The sequence below is a fragment of the Streptomyces sp. NPDC002640 genome, assembly GCF_053592575.1.
The window spans coordinates 452376-469625 of the sequence record NZ_JBSFVZ010000001.1; the positions used below are offsets into that span (position 1 = coordinate 452376).

Here is a 17250-nt window from a genome sequence, read left to right on the forward strand (position 1 = left end):
CAACTAAAGCTCATGCGGTAGCATCCTCGGAGCAACGCAAGCTGTCGTGAATCGGAGTGATGCGTGGACGCGAACGTGGACGGGCCGATGCCGGCCTGGGCTAGTGCTCGCTTTGGGGAGGATGTCGCCGGACTTCGCCTGGCGATCCAGATGGGGCTTCTCGACACTGAGTCGGCGATGCTCGAGTCACACGTGGCCGGTCGGTCCAAGCACAAGTTCGCCGCGGGAGCGGCTCGCATGACCAATCAGTACGACCGGATCGCCGAGCATGTGCTTGACCTCGGCATCCCGGGCACTGAGCTGATCAAGCCGGGCACCTTCTACGAACTTGTGCTGGTGCACAACACCCTCCTCTGTCCCTACCGCGTGGAGTCGGTCGACGGCTTCGAGCCGGGTGACAAGTGGCCGAAGAAGCTGTCGCGGGTGATGCGGGAGCTGTTCGCAGTCACTGACGCGCCGACGCCACGCTGGGTCGCCGATCCGTTGCTGCAGGTGGAAGGTGAGGAGCTGGTTCTACGACGATCCCTTGCTGATCTGGCTGAGCGGGACCCGCGCCCCGGTCTGGTACTCATCCCGTACGAGATGAACATGAGTGGCCTGCAACGAGCCTGGTGGGGACAGGCTAACCTCCTGGACGAGGCCGGAAACCTTCAGTGGGTGACCGAGAAGTCTCTCCTCACGACCGGAGCCGAGAGCCGCCTCTACGCCGTGCCGGATCAGCGTGCAGGGGATAACTTCGCTTCTGGTGATCTTCCCGAGGTGCCGCTTTCCACGCGCAGTGAGGCGGCCCGTGCCACGGGGACTCCGCCGCAGAGTGAGATCGAGTACGAGGCGTTCGTAAACGCTGCTGAGGGCAATGAAGATTGAGCAACCACTACTCCCGGGAACGAGCCTGGGCGGTACGTCACCGAGAGCGGTGTGGGACGGCTTCCACGCGCCCCGGCTGACACAGGCGCGACGTCTCGCCGGGCTCACGAAGCGTGAGGTCGCGGACGGCATTGGTGTGTCGGCAGCAGCTGTAGGTCAGTACGAGGCGGGCACCAGCCGCCCTCGTCCCGAACTGATCCCTCGCCTCGCTGAAGTGTTGGATGTGCCGATTCAGTTCTTCGTCGCAGGCCGGCCGATGGGCAAGGTCGATACCTCAATGGCGCACTTCCGGGCCTTGCGTTCCACCTCTGGAGCCCAGCGCGAGCGGGCCCTCGGCTTCATCGAACAGGTATGGGAACTGACTCATGCCCTCGAGAAGCGGGTACAGCTGCCACCCGTGGACCTTCCGGGCTTCACGGGTGGCGAGGTGTATCCCGGGACGGACCTACCTGGCGATCCCGTGGGCGCTGCGCGAGCGCTCCGGCGCCACTGGGGACTGGGCGACGGGCCGGTTCGCCACCTAGCACGCCGAATGGAGTCACACGGTCTTATCGTGGTGGCGCCTACGGAGGCCGACGAGGCAGCAGCCAAGGTTGACGCTTTCTCCAGCTCAGGACTGCTGCGTCCTGTCGTCGTACTCACACCCAATCGCGCTGATGATGTCTACCGATATCGCTTCAGCGCGGCCCACGAGCTTGGGCACCTGGTCCTCCACGCGGGCGCCACCGGCGACAGTCGTTTGGAGCGAGAGGCGGATGCTTTCGCCGCCGAGTTCCTCACTCCCCAGAAGTCGATCCTTCCTCTGCTGCCGCGCCGGGTCGACCTGGCACAGTTGGCTGGCCTGTCCCAGACCTGGGGCGTGTCGGTAAGTTCGCTCATCTACCGGTACAGGGAACTCGGACTTGTCTCGGACGCGACGATCAGCCGCGCCTACCAGCGACTTCGGGGCCTCAACGGCCAGCCGGGCTTTGCCCCGGAATCGGTTCGTGGATACCCCGGGGAACAGCCAGTGATGCTTCGCAAGGCGTTCGAGCTGGCGGAACAGGACACTGGACTAACGATCCCCGCGCTTGCCGCAGAGCTTGCTTGGAAGCCGGCGAGGGTGCGTGAGCTGCTTGGAATGCCGGACAGCCGTCCTGTGCTGAGACTGGTCTGACGCGTCGCTGGCGAATGGACCTGTGTCTCCCCAGCGGCTTCCGGCTGGTCTGCCAGTTCCAACGTTGCCGGGCGAGGGCCAGGTCTGTGGGCTGGCATCCTGTTGCAGGACTTGGGCTCATACGACCTGGGGAGTCGAAGGCCGGGACGCCGTGCATCGTCCCGGCCTTCAGCGCAGCCCATACGCGCATTTGTAAGGGGCTTCTGCGTCGGTGGCCCGGAGGAAGTGAGGCTCCTTCCGGAGCCTTCCGCCCCTCGTACGGCACGCGACCCCAACCGGGGCGCCGCAGTCGCGGCACTCCCAGTCAAGGGCCTCCGCCACCCCTTGCGCCTTGATCTCGTCGAGTACCGCCCTGCGCTGGTTCCACCAGGCTTCCCTCTCGGGTCCTGACGTCGGTGCCCTCGACTCTTGCAGCTGACGGAAGGCTCGCTGGCGCTCGGGATCGGCGAGTGGGCCGGACAGGGGCTTGGTGACGACGGCCGCCGCGGCTGCCTCCTCGCCTGCCTCCAGTTCCGCTTCCATGGCGTCCACTCGCTGACGCAAGTGGCGCTCGAAGTCGGCCAGTGTCGCCCCAGGATGTGTTCCGGAGAAGTTCAAGGTCTCCAGGTAGATGGCGTGCAGAACGCCGAGCCTCTGCTGTGCCTTGTAGTTGGTGAACTCGCGCATCGTGGTACCGGTGCGTCCTCTCGCGTGTTGATCGGGTGGGCTCAGAGGTAGCGGCTGAAGGCCGTCTCCAGGCGCTTGACGGCATCGTCGTGAGCACTCATATGGGGCTGCATCACCCACAGGTCCTCGCGGAAGGGTTCGAACCCCAAGGACCGCCAGGTGTGTTGGACGACTGCTTTCTCCCGAGCCATCGTCGCCCTGTCGTCCCGTTCGCTGACAGGGATGTCGATTGGGTGGGGATGTGTCGCCACGAGCGCCGCCTGGCTGGCCACCCACCGGAGCATGCGGCCTATCAATAGCCGGCCGACGCCGCCCAGGCCACGCCACGCTGGCGCGATCAGTACTCGGTCGATGATGACGACGTGCGTGCCGCTTACCAGGCCCTCCTCCAGGTCGCTGTGGAGGCCGAGATCGCCGGACGCGTCGAAGAGCGGGGAGAAGTGCTCGTAGTCGCTGCTGCGTGAGTCCAGGGACGCGTAGATGTGGCCGATGCGCCACAGGTCCAGCGTGAGGCCGGACATGGAGAGGATCGTCAACTCTTGGCGCTGGCCCTGGGACGTCTGGGCCAGCGAGACGCCCGGACCGAGGAGGCGGGCGTTGTCGGCCACGGCCTCCTCGTCGTCCGGCTCCCACAGGGGCAGGACAGCACGGCAGCCCCACTCCAGTGTCGCCGGATCGTCGTGGGCGTCCGATGCGACAAGAGACGCGGCGGAGTCGAAACGTAACTCCAGACGGTTCAGAGACGTCAGAAGCTCCACCCGCGCGGGTGCGGCAGCAGTCATAAGGTCAAACGCTAGCCACTTGTCCCGCTTCCTACCGGGCGTTTCCTGATACCGGGCGCTGCTTTGCGCAATGGCAGGAGCGTTGTCCTTTCCTGCGGTAAGGAGCACCTCGGGAAGTGGGCGAGTGCTCTGGATCAGTCCATACGTCCCGCCACCGCCCTGAGGGCCGAGTGAGGTGGTGCGCCGCGCGGTCTCTGACGGATCTTGGTGAAGGTGATCGGGCCCGCCCGATGGGATACGGACTCGGTGCCTGTTTGGCCGTAAGCGGGTGCCGGCGTGGTTGTGTGCAGGTTAGGCAAAGGCCGCGGCTCGAAAGGTGTTCCGGACGCCGGTCAAGGGCTCCCGGTCGCGGGTGAAGTAGAGCTTGTTGGTCAGGAGGATCGCCCAGCGCCGTTGCGTGGGGCTGATCCACATGCCCGTGCCGGTGAAGCCGTAGTGGACCCAGACGTCCTCGTGCAGTTCGGTGCCGGGTGCTGGGTGCCAGAAGAGGCCGCGGGCGGGGGTGAGTTCCCCGGTGCGGACACGGAGGGAGTCGGCGATCCACGATGGGCCGAAGGCGGTCTGTGCCGGGGCGAGAATGTGGCGGAGGAAGCGGCCAAGGTCGGTGAGGGTGGAGAACGCGCCGGCGATGCCGCAGGTGCCGCCGAGGAGGCGGGCGGAGAAGTCGTGCACGGTGCCCTTGAGATGGGTGCCGGCTTCCTCGTCGAGTTCGGTGGGGGCGCAGCGGGCGACCGCGTCCGTAGGGAGAGGGCCGAAGCCGGTCTCGGTCATGCCGATGGGTTCCCAGATGCGGCTTGCGGCCAGGGTGTCGAGGGGCTTCCCACCGAGGTACTCGGCCAGGTAGCCGAGGATTAGGGCGGCCCGATCCGTGTACTCGACGGCTTCGCTGGGCGCGCGGTGGAGGGCTTCGTGGAGGACGCCGTCGCGGATGTCCTGTGGGTCGGTGCCGTAGAGGTTCTTGAGGTTGGCGCGGAGAGGCAGACCGGCCGTGTGGGTCAGGAGCTCGTGGGTGGTCACCTGGGCGAGGGGGTGGCCGGTGACCTCGGGCCAGAAAGCGCCGAGCGGGGTATGGAGCTGGAGCTTGCCCTCTTCGACGAAGGTGCCGATGACGGCCCATACGGCGACGATCTTGGTGAGACTGGCGATGTCGAAGACGGTGTCGAGCCGCATCGGTTCGTCGGGGGCGGTCGGGTCGAGGAGACCGACCGCCCCGCTCGCCGTCGTACCGGAGGCGTCGCCGACGGCCCAGACGGCTCCCGGATAGACCCGGTCGCGGACGCCGTCCTCGAGGAGCTGCTCAATGTGCGGAATGTCGAGCGTCATGGTGTTCCGATCGTAGTGAGACTGCTGGCCCTGGCGGAGGTGCGCCACGGGTGGTCAGACGAGGCGTCTGCCGAGCTCGGCGAGGGCTGCGGCGGTGGCGCTCAGGGGGAAGCGGGCCGCGTTGGTGACGCCGGCCGCGCGGAGCGCCGACAGGAGGCCGGGGCTGGCGCGGAGGCGGTCGATTGCGCGCGCGACGGCGTGCGGGTCGGCGAAGTCGGTGGCGAGGCCGGTGGTGCCCAGCGCCTCGGTGAGGCCGGGAACTGGCTGGTAGAGGACGGGAAGGCCGCATGCCTGGGCTTCCAGCGCGACGAGGCCCATGGCCTCGAGCGTCGTGGAGGGCATCACCAGGACGTCGTGGTCGGCGAAGGTCCTCCAGAGTTGTGGCCGGCGGAGCCAGCCGAGGTAGTGGACGTGTACTCCGTGCCGGTGGAGACGGGGACGAAGGGCGTGGAACTCGGCTCTGGGGGCGGCGACGGACAGCTCGGCCGACTGGGTGAGGGGGAGGGCTGAGAGAAGGGTGTCGAAGCCCTTCTCGGGGGTGAGGCGGCCGGCGTACAGGATCCGCAGGTGGCTGGAGGACTGGTGCCGGCGTCGTGGGGGAGGGCTGGCGATGAGGCCGTTCGGGATGCCCCAGGGGACCTTCTCCACTTTGCGGCGGCGGGTGTCGGGGGCGAGCAGAAGCAGGCGGTCGGCCATCGCGCCGGTCGGCACCACGATCACGTCTGCCGCCCAGGCCGCCTCGCGCAGGGTGGCGAGCTGTTCCGGGTGCGCTTCCGCGAACAGCAGATCGGTGCCGTGGACGAGGGCGATCCGAGGGCGTTTCGGGAAGGCGCGGAGCAGGGCCGGTGTGGCGCCGAAGGCGAGGTGCTGCAGATGGAGTACCCCGACCTCGCCTGGGTCGACCGCCTCCACGAGGGCCCGCTGCAGTGTGGTGACGTAACGGCGGAACGCGTATCCGGTCAGGCACTTCCCTGGTGCCTGCACGAGGTCCAGACCCGCTGGCGCGGCCGGCCGCAGGCCCCTGTGCTCCGGGGCGAGCATGAAGGCCCGTGCGGGCAGGAGGGGACTGCGGCCGGTGTACAGATCGAGGAAGAGCTCGACGCTTCCGCCGGGGCTCGGGAACGGCAGGTCGAGGGCCGTGACGACGCTGGGGTTCATGCGGAGCCTCCAGGGTTTTCCTCGTAGAGGCGGGAGGTCTCGATGCCTTGGCTGGACCGGTACTTCAGGCCGTGGTGCTGGTAGCTGGCCGCAGCGCCGAGGGCCTGGAGGAAGATCAGCTTGCCGAACGTCATGCGCGGGTAGACGCGGACCGGTCGGCTGGCGCGGATCTCCAGCGTCCAGCGGATGGCGTGACCCTGGTGTCCGAGGGGAGCGGAGACGTGGACCCAGACGCCGAGCGCGCCGATGGTCCGGTCGCCGTTGAGGAACTGCGCGTACGTCTCCGAGCCGGTCCGCTCGTAGGTGGTCCCCAGGTAGAGGACGCCCGGCCGCAGTACGTAGCCCGCGTCGGGGATCGGCGCCTCCCGGAACTCGGTCGGCTTTGCCGCGTCGAGGGAGCCGTCGTGGAAGCGCAGAGTGTCGCCCAGACGCCAGTCGTAGGCGTTGGGGGAGATCCGCTTCGGCTCGTACGGCTCGATGGTGATCTCGCCGGCGGCCCTGGCGGCGGTGATGGCGGGGCCGGTGAGGATCACGAGGCCACCGCCCCGAGGGCGGCGAGGTCGCGCCAGTACGCGGAGGGCTGGGGGCCGGTGGAGGACTGGTACTTGCCCGTGTAGAGCGCCACAGGGCCGACGGACACGAAGAACATGATCTGCCCGATCCGCATGCCCGGGTAGACGCGCAGCGGACGGATCGGGGAGAGCATGAGCGTCCACTGGCCGTGGAAGCCGATGTCGCCGATGGGCGCGGTGATCTCGACGAACAGGCCGAGGCGGCCGACCGAGGAGCGTCCGAAGAGCAGCGGCACGAACGTGTCGGAGCCGACCTCCTCGATGGTGTGGCCGAGGTAGAGCTGGCCCGGCTGGAGTTCGAAACCGTCCGGCTCGATCTCGATCGGCACGGTGGCGTTCGGGAGGTGGGCGTCCAACGTGTCGGCGACGTATGTGAGCAGGGTGCCGCCGAGCCGGACGTTGTAGCTGTTCGGGTTGACCTGCGTCGGCTCGAACGGGGAGATACGGATGCGGCCGTCGGCCGCGGCCTGGGTGATCTCGGGACCGGTGAGGATCATCGGGAGTCTCCATCGATGAGCGTGTGCTGCACGGCCTGACTGAGACGGACCCCGGCTTGCCGGGTACGGCAGCCGAGGTAGGTGTCGGCGAGATAGCCGGTGGTCAGCACGGTCGGCAGATGATCGGGCAAGGGCTCGGGAGCCGACACGATCGGACCGGCTTGCTCGACGAGGTGGGTGAGGAGGGCCGTCGGGTCTGAGGAGAATTGCTCGGGTACGTGGGCGTGCACGAGCTGGTTGTCGAAGGGCTCGATGGCGAGGAGATCGCCCCGCGTGAGTTCGGTCCCCAAGCGGGGAGACCGAAGAGCGGTCTCGTTCAGCAGCACGGCTTCGGCCCCCAGACCGTTGTGGAGGCGGTCAGCGACGTCGGAGAGCAGGGCGCGACGGTTGAGAGGACCGTTCCCGTATGGATCCCGGAGCGGGCCGAGCGGAGTGCGTAGCTCCTCGTGAATGGTGTCGATGGCCTTCCCCACGAGGGCGAGTTCACGGGGGAGGACGACCCCAGACGGGAAGGAGCCCACCTGGGTGGCCCAGCCGGCATCCATGGGCTCGGCCAGCGCGTACCCGGCCGCCAGTTCACGTCCCTTCAGGACGAGCGTGTCCCCGACCGGCACCGGGTCCGGGCGTTCACTGTGGCAGTGCCCGGCGAAGACGATGTCCAGGAACGGGCAGGCTGTGGCCAGCTTGAGGTCCTCGTCGAACCCGGAGTGGCTCAGGACCACCCAGGAGTCGGCCTGGTGGTGATGGGCCAGCATCAGCTCGCGCAAGGCCCGGACCGGTTCGACGACACGGTGGCCGGCACGCTGGTCCGCCGGGATGGCGTGGAACGCCTGCGGGCCGATGACGCCCGTGACGGCGACACAGCGGGTGCCGACGCGCACCAGACGGCCCGGGCGGAAGAGCAGCTCGTCGGTCTCGTCGTCGACCGCGTTCGCGCACACCGTGATGTCGTACAGGCCGGGCTCGAAGTGATGGCCCCAGCCATGGTTGCCGGGGACGACGGCGTCGTAGAGACGGGTGAGGACGTCCTGCTCGATCCGGCCCTGACCGAGCCGGTAGTAGCCCGTGCCCTCGAAGAAGTCCCCGCAGTCGACAACGAAGCTGTCGCGCCTCATCGCGTGCAGGTGCGCGAGCATCGGCACGGCGTCGTCGAAGGACGAGTGGACGTCGGTGGTGGCGATGATCCGTTTAAAGCGTCTGACGGCGGTCATGGGGTGACCTCGCAGATGTCGGCTCCTAGGGCGAGGAGCTTTCCGGGTAGGTCGGAGTGGCCGCGGCGGATCTGGTCGACTCCGCCGAGGGTCGTGACGCCGCGGGCGGTGAGGCCGGCGACCAGCAGCGCTGAACCCGTGCGGATGTCTGTCGCCTCCACTCCGGCACCCGTCAGTCGCTGCGGGCCGGTGAACCGGCACTCGGTGGTGGACAGTTCGGTGATGTCGCCGCCCATGCGGACGAGCTGCGGGATGAGGTTGCTGTGGCGGCCGGGGTTGATCGGGTCCGAGAACAGATGCGTGCCGGGGAAGCCCAGGGCCAGGCCGAGGAGCGGCGGCTCGAAGTCGGCGTCGAGGCCGCCTGGCGCCAGCGTGGCCATGGCCCGCAGCGGGCGGCCGGTCGGCTGGGTCTCCCGTCCGTGGACGACCAGGGCCTTCGATTCGCCGGCCGTGGGAATGCCCATCCTGTGAAGGGCTGCGACGAGCGGCGCGACATCAGGGCCGTGAACACCCTCGATCCGCGCGTTGCCGCCGCTCGCGGCCACGGCGCAGGCCAGAGTCCCCGCCTCGATCTTGTCTCCCGGCACCTTCCAGACAGGTACGTCCTCTTCCGAGACGGAAGACGGCGGCGCGAGAGTGAGGACGCGCTCGCCGGCACGGCACTCGTACCCCACTGCCCTAAGGGCGTTCAGGACACCGAGAACCTCAGGGGAGAGGTTCGGCTGTCCGAGCCGAAGCGGAGTACCCGCGACCATGGCGCGCAGGACCGCGACGATCGTCGCTCCGCGCGAGCGGAAGGGCAGGACCAGCGACACCGTGCCACGGACGGCCTTGCCGGCTTCGACGACGTACCCGTGGTCGTCCACGCGGACGCGGTCGCCGAAGGCTTCGTACACCTTGAAGTGCTGCTCCATGCCGCGGTCCCCGATCCGGCATCCGCCCGGCCAGGGAAGCCGGGCCCGGCCGTACAGGGCGATCAGAGCGGGGACGAGGTAGTACGAGGCGCGGATGCCGGACGCGGCCTCGCCCAGGCCGTCGGGCGTCGGGGCCACCTCGCGGGGAAGGACGAGGACGGTCTGGTCGTCGCCGACCGGGTGGGCGGTGTTCCAGCCGGCCTGGCGCAGCAGGTCCAGCAGGGTCTGCACGTCGGAGCTGGCGGGGACGTTGTCCAGACGGACCGGGCGAAGGAGGGCTGCCGCAGCGGCTACGAGCGGGAGCGCGGCGTTCTTCGAACCGTCGACCGTCACGGTGCCGGAGAGGGGCCGGCCGGGCCGGATAGCGATGACCTGGGACGTGGCTGCGGGGGCGCGGGTACTCACGTACAACTCCTCTGCGTAGGAAGGGACAAGTCGGCAGCACCGGCCGGAGGCGAGGCAGCCGTGTCGATCTCGGCCCAGCAGCACTTGCCGGAGGCCGTCGCCGCCGCCCCAAAGCGGTCTGCGAGGACGCCGACGATGAAGAGACCGCGTCCGCCCTCGCTGTCCTCGCCTGGCAGCGCCGGTTTCGGCAGAGTGGGGCTCGCGTCGCTGACCTCCACTCGCAGGACCGCTGCGCAGAACTGGATGACGACGCTGATCGGCTGGTGATCGGCGTATCGGACCGCGTTCGTGACGAGCTCGCTGACGACCAGCTCAGCCGTCCGCACGGCTTCCGGCGCTGCTGTCACAGCCAGCCAGGCGGCTATGGCCTCCCGCGCTTGGCGTCGTGCCGTGGGAACGGCGACCGGCGTCGGCGGGAGAGTGAAGGTGAGCTGGTGCGCTTCCACGAGCGGCCTCCAGAAGTCGGATCGACCACTCCAAGGAACCGCCCCGGACGCCTCGGTCGCGACACCCTGTGCCCGCACCGCATCGTCCATGCAGAAGCTGCATGACGCTCCCGTACTGCTCGCCTACGCTCGACCGCAGGGGCATGCTCGACGTGGACGGAAGGGCATGGATGGCAGACGTGAAGACCGAAGCCGGGAGGATCGGCGAGGTGATCAAGCACGCCCGCCGGAGCACCGGGCGCTCGCAGGCGGACGTCGCCGCCGCGCTGGGCTACCACCAGTCGAAGCTCAGCCGCCTGGAGAGCGGACGAGGCACGGAAGACACCCGGGTCTTACGTGCCGTCGCCGCTGAACTCGGCATTCCTCTCCACATCCTCGGCCTGAGAGACCCGGGCCCGTCAGCAGCACCGACCGACGATCATGAGACGGAAGACATGCGCCGCCGCACCTTCCTCGCCGCGAGCATTGCCTCCCTCACGGCCCCCACCACCCCTGCCACGGCAGCTCACGACAACCTTGTCCGCGCCCTCCTCCCCAGTCCGCGGACAGTCTCCGGTCAGACAGGAGCCTCAGACACTGGTTCCGCAGACACCGGCTCCCTGGAAACCCGCCTTGCTGCCGCCCGGCGCCTGTTCTGCACCTGCGACTACGCGGAGCTGGAGGCCATCCTGCCCGGCCTTCTCGCCGACTTGCGGGAAGCCGCGGGTGACCACCGCAACGAGGCCGAGATGGCCGGACTACTGGCCACCGCGTACCAGACCTCGACCAGCCTGCTGCTCAAACAGGGGGACCACGGCAACGCCTGGCTCGCGGTGGGCCGCGCCCTGGCCGAGGCCGAGCGCTCCGGCGACCCCGTCGTCCTCGCCTCCAGCGTCCGCGTGCATGCCCACGTCCTGGCCCGCGAGAAGCACACCACCCAGGCCGTCACCCTCGTCCGTCACACGGCGGGACAACTCGCCGGTTCCTACGACCGACGCTCCCCTCGCTACCTCGCCGCAGTGGGCCTGCTTCTCCTGCGGGGCGTCACGGCCGCCAGCACCGCCGGAGACCGTGCCGCCACCCGCGAATTCCTCGACGAGGCCCAAGACGTCGCCCGCTACGTCGCACTCGACCGGCCCGACGCCTGGGCGAACTTCAGCCCCACCAACGTCGCCCTCCACGCGGTGAGCGCGGCGGTTGCGTTCGGCGACGCCGGTATCGCCCTGAACACCGCCGCCCCCCTCATGCGCCGCGACATCCCCGTCCCCGAACGCCGAGCGGCCCTTTGGATCGAGGCCGCCCGCGCCTACAACCAGCAGGGCCGCCTGGCCGAGGGCTACCAGGCACTGCGGATCGCCGAGACCTGCGCCGCCCAGGACGTACGCCGGCCCGCTGTACGAGACCTGGTCGCCGACATGGCCGCCCGCGACCGGCGCCGTACCCTGCCCGAACTCCACCGCTTCAGCCGCCGACTGGGAGTCCCCGCGTGAGCGCAGAGCAGCCGTTCCTGTACGTCGTCGTCTGCGCCGCCGGCATCGCGGGCGACGCCCACAAGCTGATCAGCGCCGCGCAGAAGCGAGGGTGGGGCGTCGGCGTCATAGCCACGCCCCAAGGGCTCGGCTTCCTCGACGCCGAGGCGATCGAGGCCCAGACCGGCTACCCGATCCGCTTTGCCTGGCGCAGCCCCGGTGACCCGCGCCCCCTTCCGCCCGCCGACGCGATTGCCGTCGCGCCGGCCACGTTCAACACGGTCAACAAGTGGGCGGCCGGCATCGCCGACACCCTCGCCCTGGGCGTCCTCTGCGAGGCGTACGGGCTGGGTACACCGACCGCTGTCCTGCCGTACGTGAACGCTGCCATGGCCGCCCACCCGGCGTACGGTCGGAGCCTGGTTCAGCTACGGGAGATGGGGGTGCTGGTCGGGACGTACGAGCCGCACCGTCCGAAGGCAGGCGGGGGAGCGGAACGCTTCCAGTGGGAGGAGGCGCTGGAACTGCTGGCTCCGGCGCTGGTGGGAAGAGCGGCTGGCTGAGGACTGGCGGGTCGTGCCGACCGCCTGACCTCGCGAGCATGCCGTCAGGGTCAACGTCCGCGGCGCTGCTGGGTGGTCGGATGGACCACCCGCGTTGTGGCCTGCAGGGTCCCCGGGGCGTTGGTGGTGTGCTGGGTCAGGTCGGCGAGACGGTGGAGGCGCCAGGTGAGGGTTTGGCTGAGGCTGGTTGCGGTGTCGAGTTCTCGCTGGGCGGTGGCTTCGGCGAGGAGGGTGCCGGGGTCGTGTCCCGCTGACCGGGCCTTGGCGAGAGTGGCTGCCAGGGCGGGCCACCCGGGCTCCGCGAGGATTTTGTCCGCCAGCTCCGGGAGCGCTTGGCGCAGGATGGTTTTCTGGCGGCGGCGAAGCGACGTGGCCAGCCGGGTTCCACGCTGCTGGAGCACGGCCAGTGGCTCCGCGGCTGCGGCCTGGTAGGCGCGGCGCAAGTGCTCGGCCGCCTGGCGGGCTGCTTCGGCCTGCTGGTCGTGAGCGCGAGTGCGGTGCCAGTGCTGGGTGGCGACGACCGCCAAGAGGAGGGCGTCAAGAAGGATCGCGAGGAGGGCTCCGTCCTTGGGAGGGGGGACTCGGAGGATTGCCTTCACTGCCCGCCGGGTGGCCTGGGCCTGCTGGTGGCGGGCGCGGACGCGGGAACGGCTGGCCCGTTCAAACGAGGCAGCCGCCTGCAGGAGCTCAGGCCGTCGGTCGGTCGGCGCGATTAGGGGCAGGGCGTCGAGGGTTTCGACCAGGACGGCGATGTGCGCCTGTCCGGCCCCATCGTCGCTGTGGGCGAGGTGGTCGGGCATCCGGCCGACAGCCTGCGTGAGTCGACGCCAGGCGTCGAACTCGGTCGGGGCCGCCGGGCCGGGGTCGCTGGCGGTGAGGCGGTCAGCGATCTTGGGGTATGAGAGGTCGGGGGCGAGGGTGGAGCTGGAGAACCAGACGGGCTCGCCGTCCTTGTTGGTGTCGCCTTCGAGAGCGACCTTGTACCCGCGGATGTCACCGGAGGGGAAGTACTGGATATCCACCAGCACACCGGTGCCGGTGAGGACCTCGAAGAACTGGCCCATGCTGGTGGCTGCGGTCAGGGCGGTGCGGACGGTGCTCCGCAGGCGCTCGCGAGCCGTGATGGAACGTCCGGTGCGGCGGGCCTTCTCCTGCTCGGCGCGGGTGGGCCGCTTGGCGGCGGTCCGATCACCGCGCGGAACCTGGCGCAGGCCGTACTCCTTCTCGACGGCGACGAGTTCGTTGTCCGCCCGCAGGAAGTCGTTCCAGTTCCGGGGTGGACGGAGGTCGCCCCGGACCTTGGTGGCGACGATGTGGATGTGGTCGTCGGCGTGGCGGACGGCGACCCAGCGGCAGGCGTCGGGGTCGCCGGCGGGGGCGATGCCGGTGGCGTTGAGGACGCGCCGGGCGATGGTGGCCCACTGATCGTCCGACAGGATCGGGTCTTCGGGAGCAGCGCGGATCGAGCAGTGCCAGACGTGGTTCTTCGGCGCCTTGTGGCCGGCCTGCTTGACTCGTAGGTCGAGGACGGTGGCGAGATGGGCGAGGGTGGCCTCGGGGTCGCGGCCGGGGTCGGGCGCGAAGCCGTCCCAGGAGGCGACGAGGTGGGGGTCGGTGTGCTCGTTGGCGCGGCCGGGCCCGTACAGGTAGTTGAGGACGCCCCTGGTTTTGTGGCCGGGCTTGACGATGTTCGCGATCAATCAGACCGCCCTGCGCTGTGTGGCTGCCACATCGGCGGTGGCGTCGGCGGCGGCGTCGATCGCGTTGGCCGCCTGCGTGACCGAGGCCAGGACGCGCCCGGCCTCGGCGAGCACGGCGGCGTCAATGGGGTGGGGATCGCCACCGGAGTTGAGGCGGTGAGCGATCTGGTTCACGTTCGTGCCGATCTTGGAGACCTGCGTGCGGAGGGCGGCCAGTTCGTCGATCAGGTCGTCGGTCGCTGTGCGTCGGTCGGGCAGGACGAGGTCGCCACTGAGGTGGGCCATGACGACGGCGCCGACGAGGTGTGCGCCGGCCAGGCCGAGCCGTCGGGCCTCGGCGAGGATCTCGGCTTTCTCGTTGACGCTGTAGCGAACGTCGACACGCTCCCTGCGCTGCACGTCCTGGTGGGCGCGGCGGCGGGCGACACGGTGCAGCGCGGCCTCGTCAGCGGCACGCACGACCCTTGTCCCCAGTGCGCCCTCGCGCCGGGGCCCTATCTCCGCCACCCCCGGGGCGGAGGCTTCCGCGTTGGACCGGCCCTTGGACGGTCCAATGCCATACCTTGCTCCGCCGGGGGCCAGGGAGGTGGTCTTCGAGCGGGTGTCGTCGACGGTTTCGTGCTGTGCCTGGTGCATGGATGCTCTCTGGGTGGGTGGTTTGGTCCGTGCCTCGCACTGCGGTCGGCGGGGTTGGCACGGGAGGAAGGGGTGGGTTGCGGGACGGTCGGGGCAGTCCCTTGCGCCGGGTCAGGCTCAGGACGGGGACCGATCCGGCTCAGGGCGGGGACCGGTCCCCGGTCCCCGTGGTTCATCACGCTCGGGGACCGTGTGTTGTCGATCCCGGTTCGGGAGCCCTGGAAATGCGGGAGACATCTGGTCCCGGTCCCCGTATCCGATAAGTCCGTTGGGGACCGGTCCCGGAATCGAAGGGGACCGGCCGCTGTCGGAGTGGGGACCGGTCCCCAGACTGGACGCCCGGTCCCCGCGTCGTTGCTGCGTCGGTCCCGGTTAGTCCCCGGTCCCCCGGTCCCCGGGCCTCGGTCTCCGATGGTGACGAGGCCGGTCCCCGTTTCCGGAAGGCTGCGCCCTCCGGATTTGGGAGTGCGGGACCGACCTCATGGAGGTCAGGCGGGGTGGTGGCGGCGTCGATCGGGGCCGGTGAGGATGACGCGGTCGGTCATTTCGGCGAGGCGAGAGGCGACGCGGTCACCAAGGGTGGCGCGGAGTTCGGCGGTGGGGAGGTTGGTAGTGATGAGGGTGGGGAGCATGTGCTCGTACCGGTGGTTGATGAGCCGGTAGGTCAGCTCCTCGGTCCATTCGCTGGTCTTGGCCGCGCCGAGGTCGTCCAGGAACAGGAGCGGGCTCCGGGCCAGGGTCCGCAGGTCGCGTTCGGTGTCGTGGCCGGCCCGGGAGCGCAGGCGGGCGTAGAGGTCGGCGGTGGTGGTGGCTTCCCAGCGCAGGCGGACGCCACGGGCGAGGAGGGTGCGGATGGCGCCGTACGCAAGGTGGGTCTTGCCGGTGCCCGTCGGGCCGGCGATCAGCAGCGACGGGCCTTCGGCGATGCCCGGCCCGCCGGGGCCAGGGCGTCCGGCGCAGGCGATCTGGTCGGCCCAAGCGGTCGTCTCGGGGCGGTCGGCCAAGGCACGGCGGTAGCGGGCGGGGATGCGGGCGTCGGCCAGTTCCAGGGCGGTGATCCGCTCGGCCGGCGATTCATCCGCGGCTGCGGTGGTGGGGTCGATGCCGCGGTCGGCAAGGATGCCGTTGAGCCGTTCGGCGAGCGGACCGACGCGGCGGGGCTCGCGGCTGAGAGTGGCGGTCAGAGGTCACCTCCGTAGGCGGCTTCGGCATCGGTGGGATTTGTCCACGCCCTGTGGGCAACCGGCGCCGTGGGGGAGCCGTTCATGGCTTCGTGCACGAGGCTCGGCAGAGTGCTGGGGTGTAGGCCCTTGGCGCGGTGCAGGTCGAGTCCGGCCCGGACGTGACCAGGCGCGATGCCTTCCTCGAGCAACTTGCGTGCCTCTCGTCCGAGATGGCCCAGGACGTCCTTGGGTGGACGGTGTGTGCAAGCGGCGGCGTACTCGGCGATGAGCTCGTTGGCTGAGACGGGGCGGGGTGTGCGGGCGCTTGCGCCCCCCGAAGGGGTATCTCCTAGATCCATGATCCTAGGTCCTAGATCCGGACCGTGAGGTGTCACCGCTCCCTCGCCGAACCCTCCCCGCTGCCTCACGGAGGGCTCACTGAAATCGCTCTGACCTGCAATTTCGTCATCGGTGACCGAATTCATCGCAGGCTCGCGTTTTCGCCCGGAGGCGTCACGGAGGGCTCCGTGACGCCCTGGTGCGGGCTCCGTGACGTCCACTCCAACAGGCGGCGCGTCGACGCGGGGCACGGTGCGAGCCTGCGTGTCGTGATGCGGACAAGCAGGAAGACGGCTCGCGCTGGGGCGGTTGATCTTCTGATGCTGTCGCCAGGTGACGATGTGCAGGTAGCGCTTGTCGTCCGGACCCTTGTAGCGGCATATCAGCCCGGCGTCGGCGAGCTGGGCGAGGTCCTTCTCGACAGCGGCGGGCGTGTGTTCCGGGCGCAGGACCCACAGTTGCCCGGCGATGATCGCGGCGTGGTCGCGGTGGCGCCCTTGGTCATCGGCCTGGGTGAGCAGTCCGAAGAAGGTCCGCTCGGCCGTCAGGGAGACAGAGGCCAGGGACTCGGAGACGAAGGCTTCCGGCTTGATGGTGCGGATTCGTGCCAAGAGGGGCGGTCCTCACTCGGTGGCCGGTGGGCTGGATGCCCACGGTTCACCGTCGGTCGGGGGCGGGGACGGGTGTGAAGGGTGGGGATGTCCGGCCGTTGGCGCGGGGCGTTGATGGCCGCTTGCGCTTTCCGGGCGTTGTCAACATAGCCACACCCGCGGCGCGCAAGTCCAGCCCTTACCGGCGCAATCTCTCACGGCAGAAACTCCGCCGGAAATCGAGACGGAGAGAGCGGTGCGAAAACAGTAGGGCACGATTGCCGGTCGACCAAATAGTTGCCCTGCATCCCGAGCCAGAAGCATCACACCGGCAAGCCGTTGACGTCTTGCGAGCGGCGAAGCTACAACACAACACCCCACGTCAGGGAGGGTCTCTACTGTGGGGGCTCAATCGGGGATCCTGCCTTACGTAGCACCCCGACCGCCTCGCTCACCGATTGAGCGCGGGGCAATATAGCCGACGATCGCCGGTTAACCAAACCGGCGAATGCGCGCTACAAGTGGAGCCATGACAACACGATCTCTGGAAGTGAGGCCCGCAGGAATGCTGACGGCTCACACCACCGAAATCATTCGCACGGAGCGCGGCCTTGAGCCATGCCCACTCGCCGCATGATGTACCGCTTTGAGCCGGCCTATGTCCAGCACGATGCTGTCCCGCATCGAATCCGCCAAGCGGCGATGGATGTCGACGGCCGGGTCGCCATCGCCGAAGCCCTGCAGGTATCACCCCTTGCCCTCCTTCAGGGCCCGCGCGCCACCTGAGCCGCCCACGCATCCCTCGCGCCCTCAC

18 protein-coding genes are annotated in these 17250 nt (G+C 69.2%); 5 read left to right on the forward strand and 13 right to left on the reverse strand.

Translation table 11 applies throughout. From position 1 onward, the window contains the following. Positions 1-63 precede the first annotated feature (63 nt). Both ACWD3O_RS02080 and ACWD3O_RS02085 read left to right on the forward strand, forming a co-directional pair. Positions 64-867 (forward strand): hypothetical protein, encoded by an 804-nt coding sequence (locus ACWD3O_RS02080; protein ID WP_451414568.1) that lies wholly within the window; start codon positions 64-66, stop codon positions 865-867. Then, positions 857-2023, forward strand: coding sequence for a helix-turn-helix domain-containing protein (locus ACWD3O_RS02085; RefSeq protein WP_365827126.1), 1167 nt, complete (start codon positions 857-859; stop codon positions 2021-2023). Before ACWD3O_RS02080 ends, ACWD3O_RS02085 begins: the two co-directional genes overlap by 11 nt. A 168-nt stretch (positions 2024-2191) precedes the next feature. Here the strand turns inward: ACWD3O_RS02085 and ACWD3O_RS02090 are convergent, their stop codons facing one another. From ACWD3O_RS02090 to ACWD3O_RS02130, 9 genes are all read right to left on the reverse strand, one after another. After that, on the reverse strand, positions 2192-2689 hold the full coding sequence (locus ACWD3O_RS02090) for a zinc finger domain-containing protein (RefSeq protein ID WP_451414569.1): 498 nt from the start codon (positions 2687-2689) through the stop codon (positions 2192-2194). A 41-nt stretch (positions 2690-2730) separates the two neighbouring features. Next, positions 2731-3471, reverse strand: a complete 741-nt coding sequence (locus ACWD3O_RS02095; RefSeq protein WP_451414570.1) for a hypothetical protein — start codon at positions 3469-3471, stop codon at positions 2731-2733. A 291-nt stretch (positions 3472-3762) separates the two neighbouring features. After that, positions 3763-4794: a serine hydrolase domain-containing protein gene (locus ACWD3O_RS02100; protein WP_451414571.1), complete on the reverse strand. Its 1032-nt coding sequence runs from the start codon at positions 4792-4794 to the stop codon at positions 3763-3765. A 54-nt stretch (positions 4795-4848) separates the two neighbouring features. Then, entirely contained in the window at positions 4849-5952 is a 1104-nt protein-coding gene (locus tag ACWD3O_RS02105) for a glycosyltransferase family 4 protein (protein ID WP_451414572.1), read from the reverse strand. Beyond that, positions 5949-6485: a dCTP deaminase gene (locus tag ACWD3O_RS02110; RefSeq protein ID WP_451414573.1), complete on the reverse strand. Its 537-nt coding sequence runs from the start codon at positions 6483-6485 to the stop codon at positions 5949-5951. Before ACWD3O_RS02110 ends, ACWD3O_RS02105 begins: the two co-directional genes overlap by 4 nt. Continuing rightward, positions 6482-7021 (reverse strand): dCTP deaminase, encoded by a 540-nt coding sequence (gene dcd / locus ACWD3O_RS02115; RefSeq protein ID WP_451414574.1) that lies wholly within the window; start codon positions 7019-7021, stop codon positions 6482-6484. Before dcd ends, ACWD3O_RS02110 begins: the two co-directional genes overlap by 4 nt. Further along, complete coding sequence (locus ACWD3O_RS02120; RefSeq protein WP_451414575.1) at positions 7018-8232, reverse strand: metallophosphoesterase; 1215 nt, start codon at positions 8230-8232, stop codon at positions 7018-7020. Before ACWD3O_RS02120 ends, dcd begins: the two co-directional genes overlap by 4 nt. Beyond that, the gene (locus ACWD3O_RS02125; RefSeq protein ID WP_451414576.1) at positions 8229-9551 is read right to left on the reverse strand and encodes a UDP-N-acetylglucosamine 1-carboxyvinyltransferase; all 1323 of its coding nucleotides are present in this window, start codon (positions 9549-9551) and stop codon (positions 8229-8231) included. The genes ACWD3O_RS02120 and ACWD3O_RS02125 overlap by 4 nt, the downstream gene beginning before the upstream one ends. Then, entirely contained in the window at positions 9548-10087 is a 540-nt protein-coding gene (locus tag ACWD3O_RS02130; protein ID WP_451414577.1) for an ATP-binding protein, read from the reverse strand. The genes ACWD3O_RS02125 and ACWD3O_RS02130 overlap by 4 nt, the downstream gene beginning before the upstream one ends. Positions 10088-10167: 80 nt before the next feature. On the opposite strand from ACWD3O_RS02130, the gene ACWD3O_RS02135 reads away from it, so the two are divergent. Continuing rightward, positions 10168-11466 carry a helix-turn-helix domain-containing protein gene (locus ACWD3O_RS02135; protein ID WP_451414578.1) on the forward strand — a complete coding sequence of 433 codons (1299 nt, stop codon included), beginning with the start codon at positions 10168-10170 and terminating at the stop codon, positions 11464-11466. Next, complete coding sequence (locus ACWD3O_RS02140; protein WP_451414579.1) at positions 11463-12008, forward strand: flavoprotein; 546 nt, start codon at positions 11463-11465, stop codon at positions 12006-12008. The genes ACWD3O_RS02135 and ACWD3O_RS02140 overlap by 4 nt, the downstream gene beginning before the upstream one ends. Positions 12009-12058: 50 nt before the next feature. Here ACWD3O_RS02140 and ACWD3O_RS02145 read toward each other — a convergent pair whose 3' ends face one another. From ACWD3O_RS02145 to ACWD3O_RS02160, 4 genes are all read right to left on the reverse strand, one after another. Beyond that, on the reverse strand, positions 12059-13708 hold the full coding sequence (locus ACWD3O_RS02145) for a relaxase/mobilization nuclease domain-containing protein (RefSeq protein ID WP_451414580.1): 1650 nt from the start codon (positions 13706-13708) through the stop codon (positions 12059-12061). Next, positions 13709-14344, reverse strand: a complete 636-nt coding sequence (locus tag ACWD3O_RS02150) for a MobC family plasmid mobilization relaxosome protein (RefSeq protein ID WP_451414581.1) — start codon at positions 14342-14344, stop codon at positions 13709-13711. Between the two features lie 488 nt (positions 14345-14832). Continuing rightward, positions 14833-15528 (reverse strand): ATP-binding protein, encoded by a 696-nt coding sequence (locus tag ACWD3O_RS02155; RefSeq protein ID WP_451414644.1) that lies wholly within the window; start codon positions 15526-15528, stop codon positions 14833-14835. Continuing rightward, on the reverse strand, positions 15525-16457 hold the full coding sequence (locus ACWD3O_RS02160) for a hypothetical protein (protein ID WP_451414582.1): 933 nt from the start codon (positions 16455-16457) through the stop codon (positions 15525-15527). The genes ACWD3O_RS02155 and ACWD3O_RS02160 overlap by 4 nt, the downstream gene beginning before the upstream one ends. Positions 16458-17054: 597 nt before the next feature. Between ACWD3O_RS02160 and ACWD3O_RS02165 the strand changes: the two genes are divergently transcribed. Further along, positions 17055-17222 carry a hypothetical protein gene (locus ACWD3O_RS02165; protein ID WP_451414583.1) on the forward strand — a complete coding sequence of 56 codons (168 nt, stop codon included), beginning with the start codon at positions 17055-17057 and terminating at the stop codon, positions 17220-17222. The last annotated feature ends 28 nt before the right edge of the window (positions 17223-17250 follow it).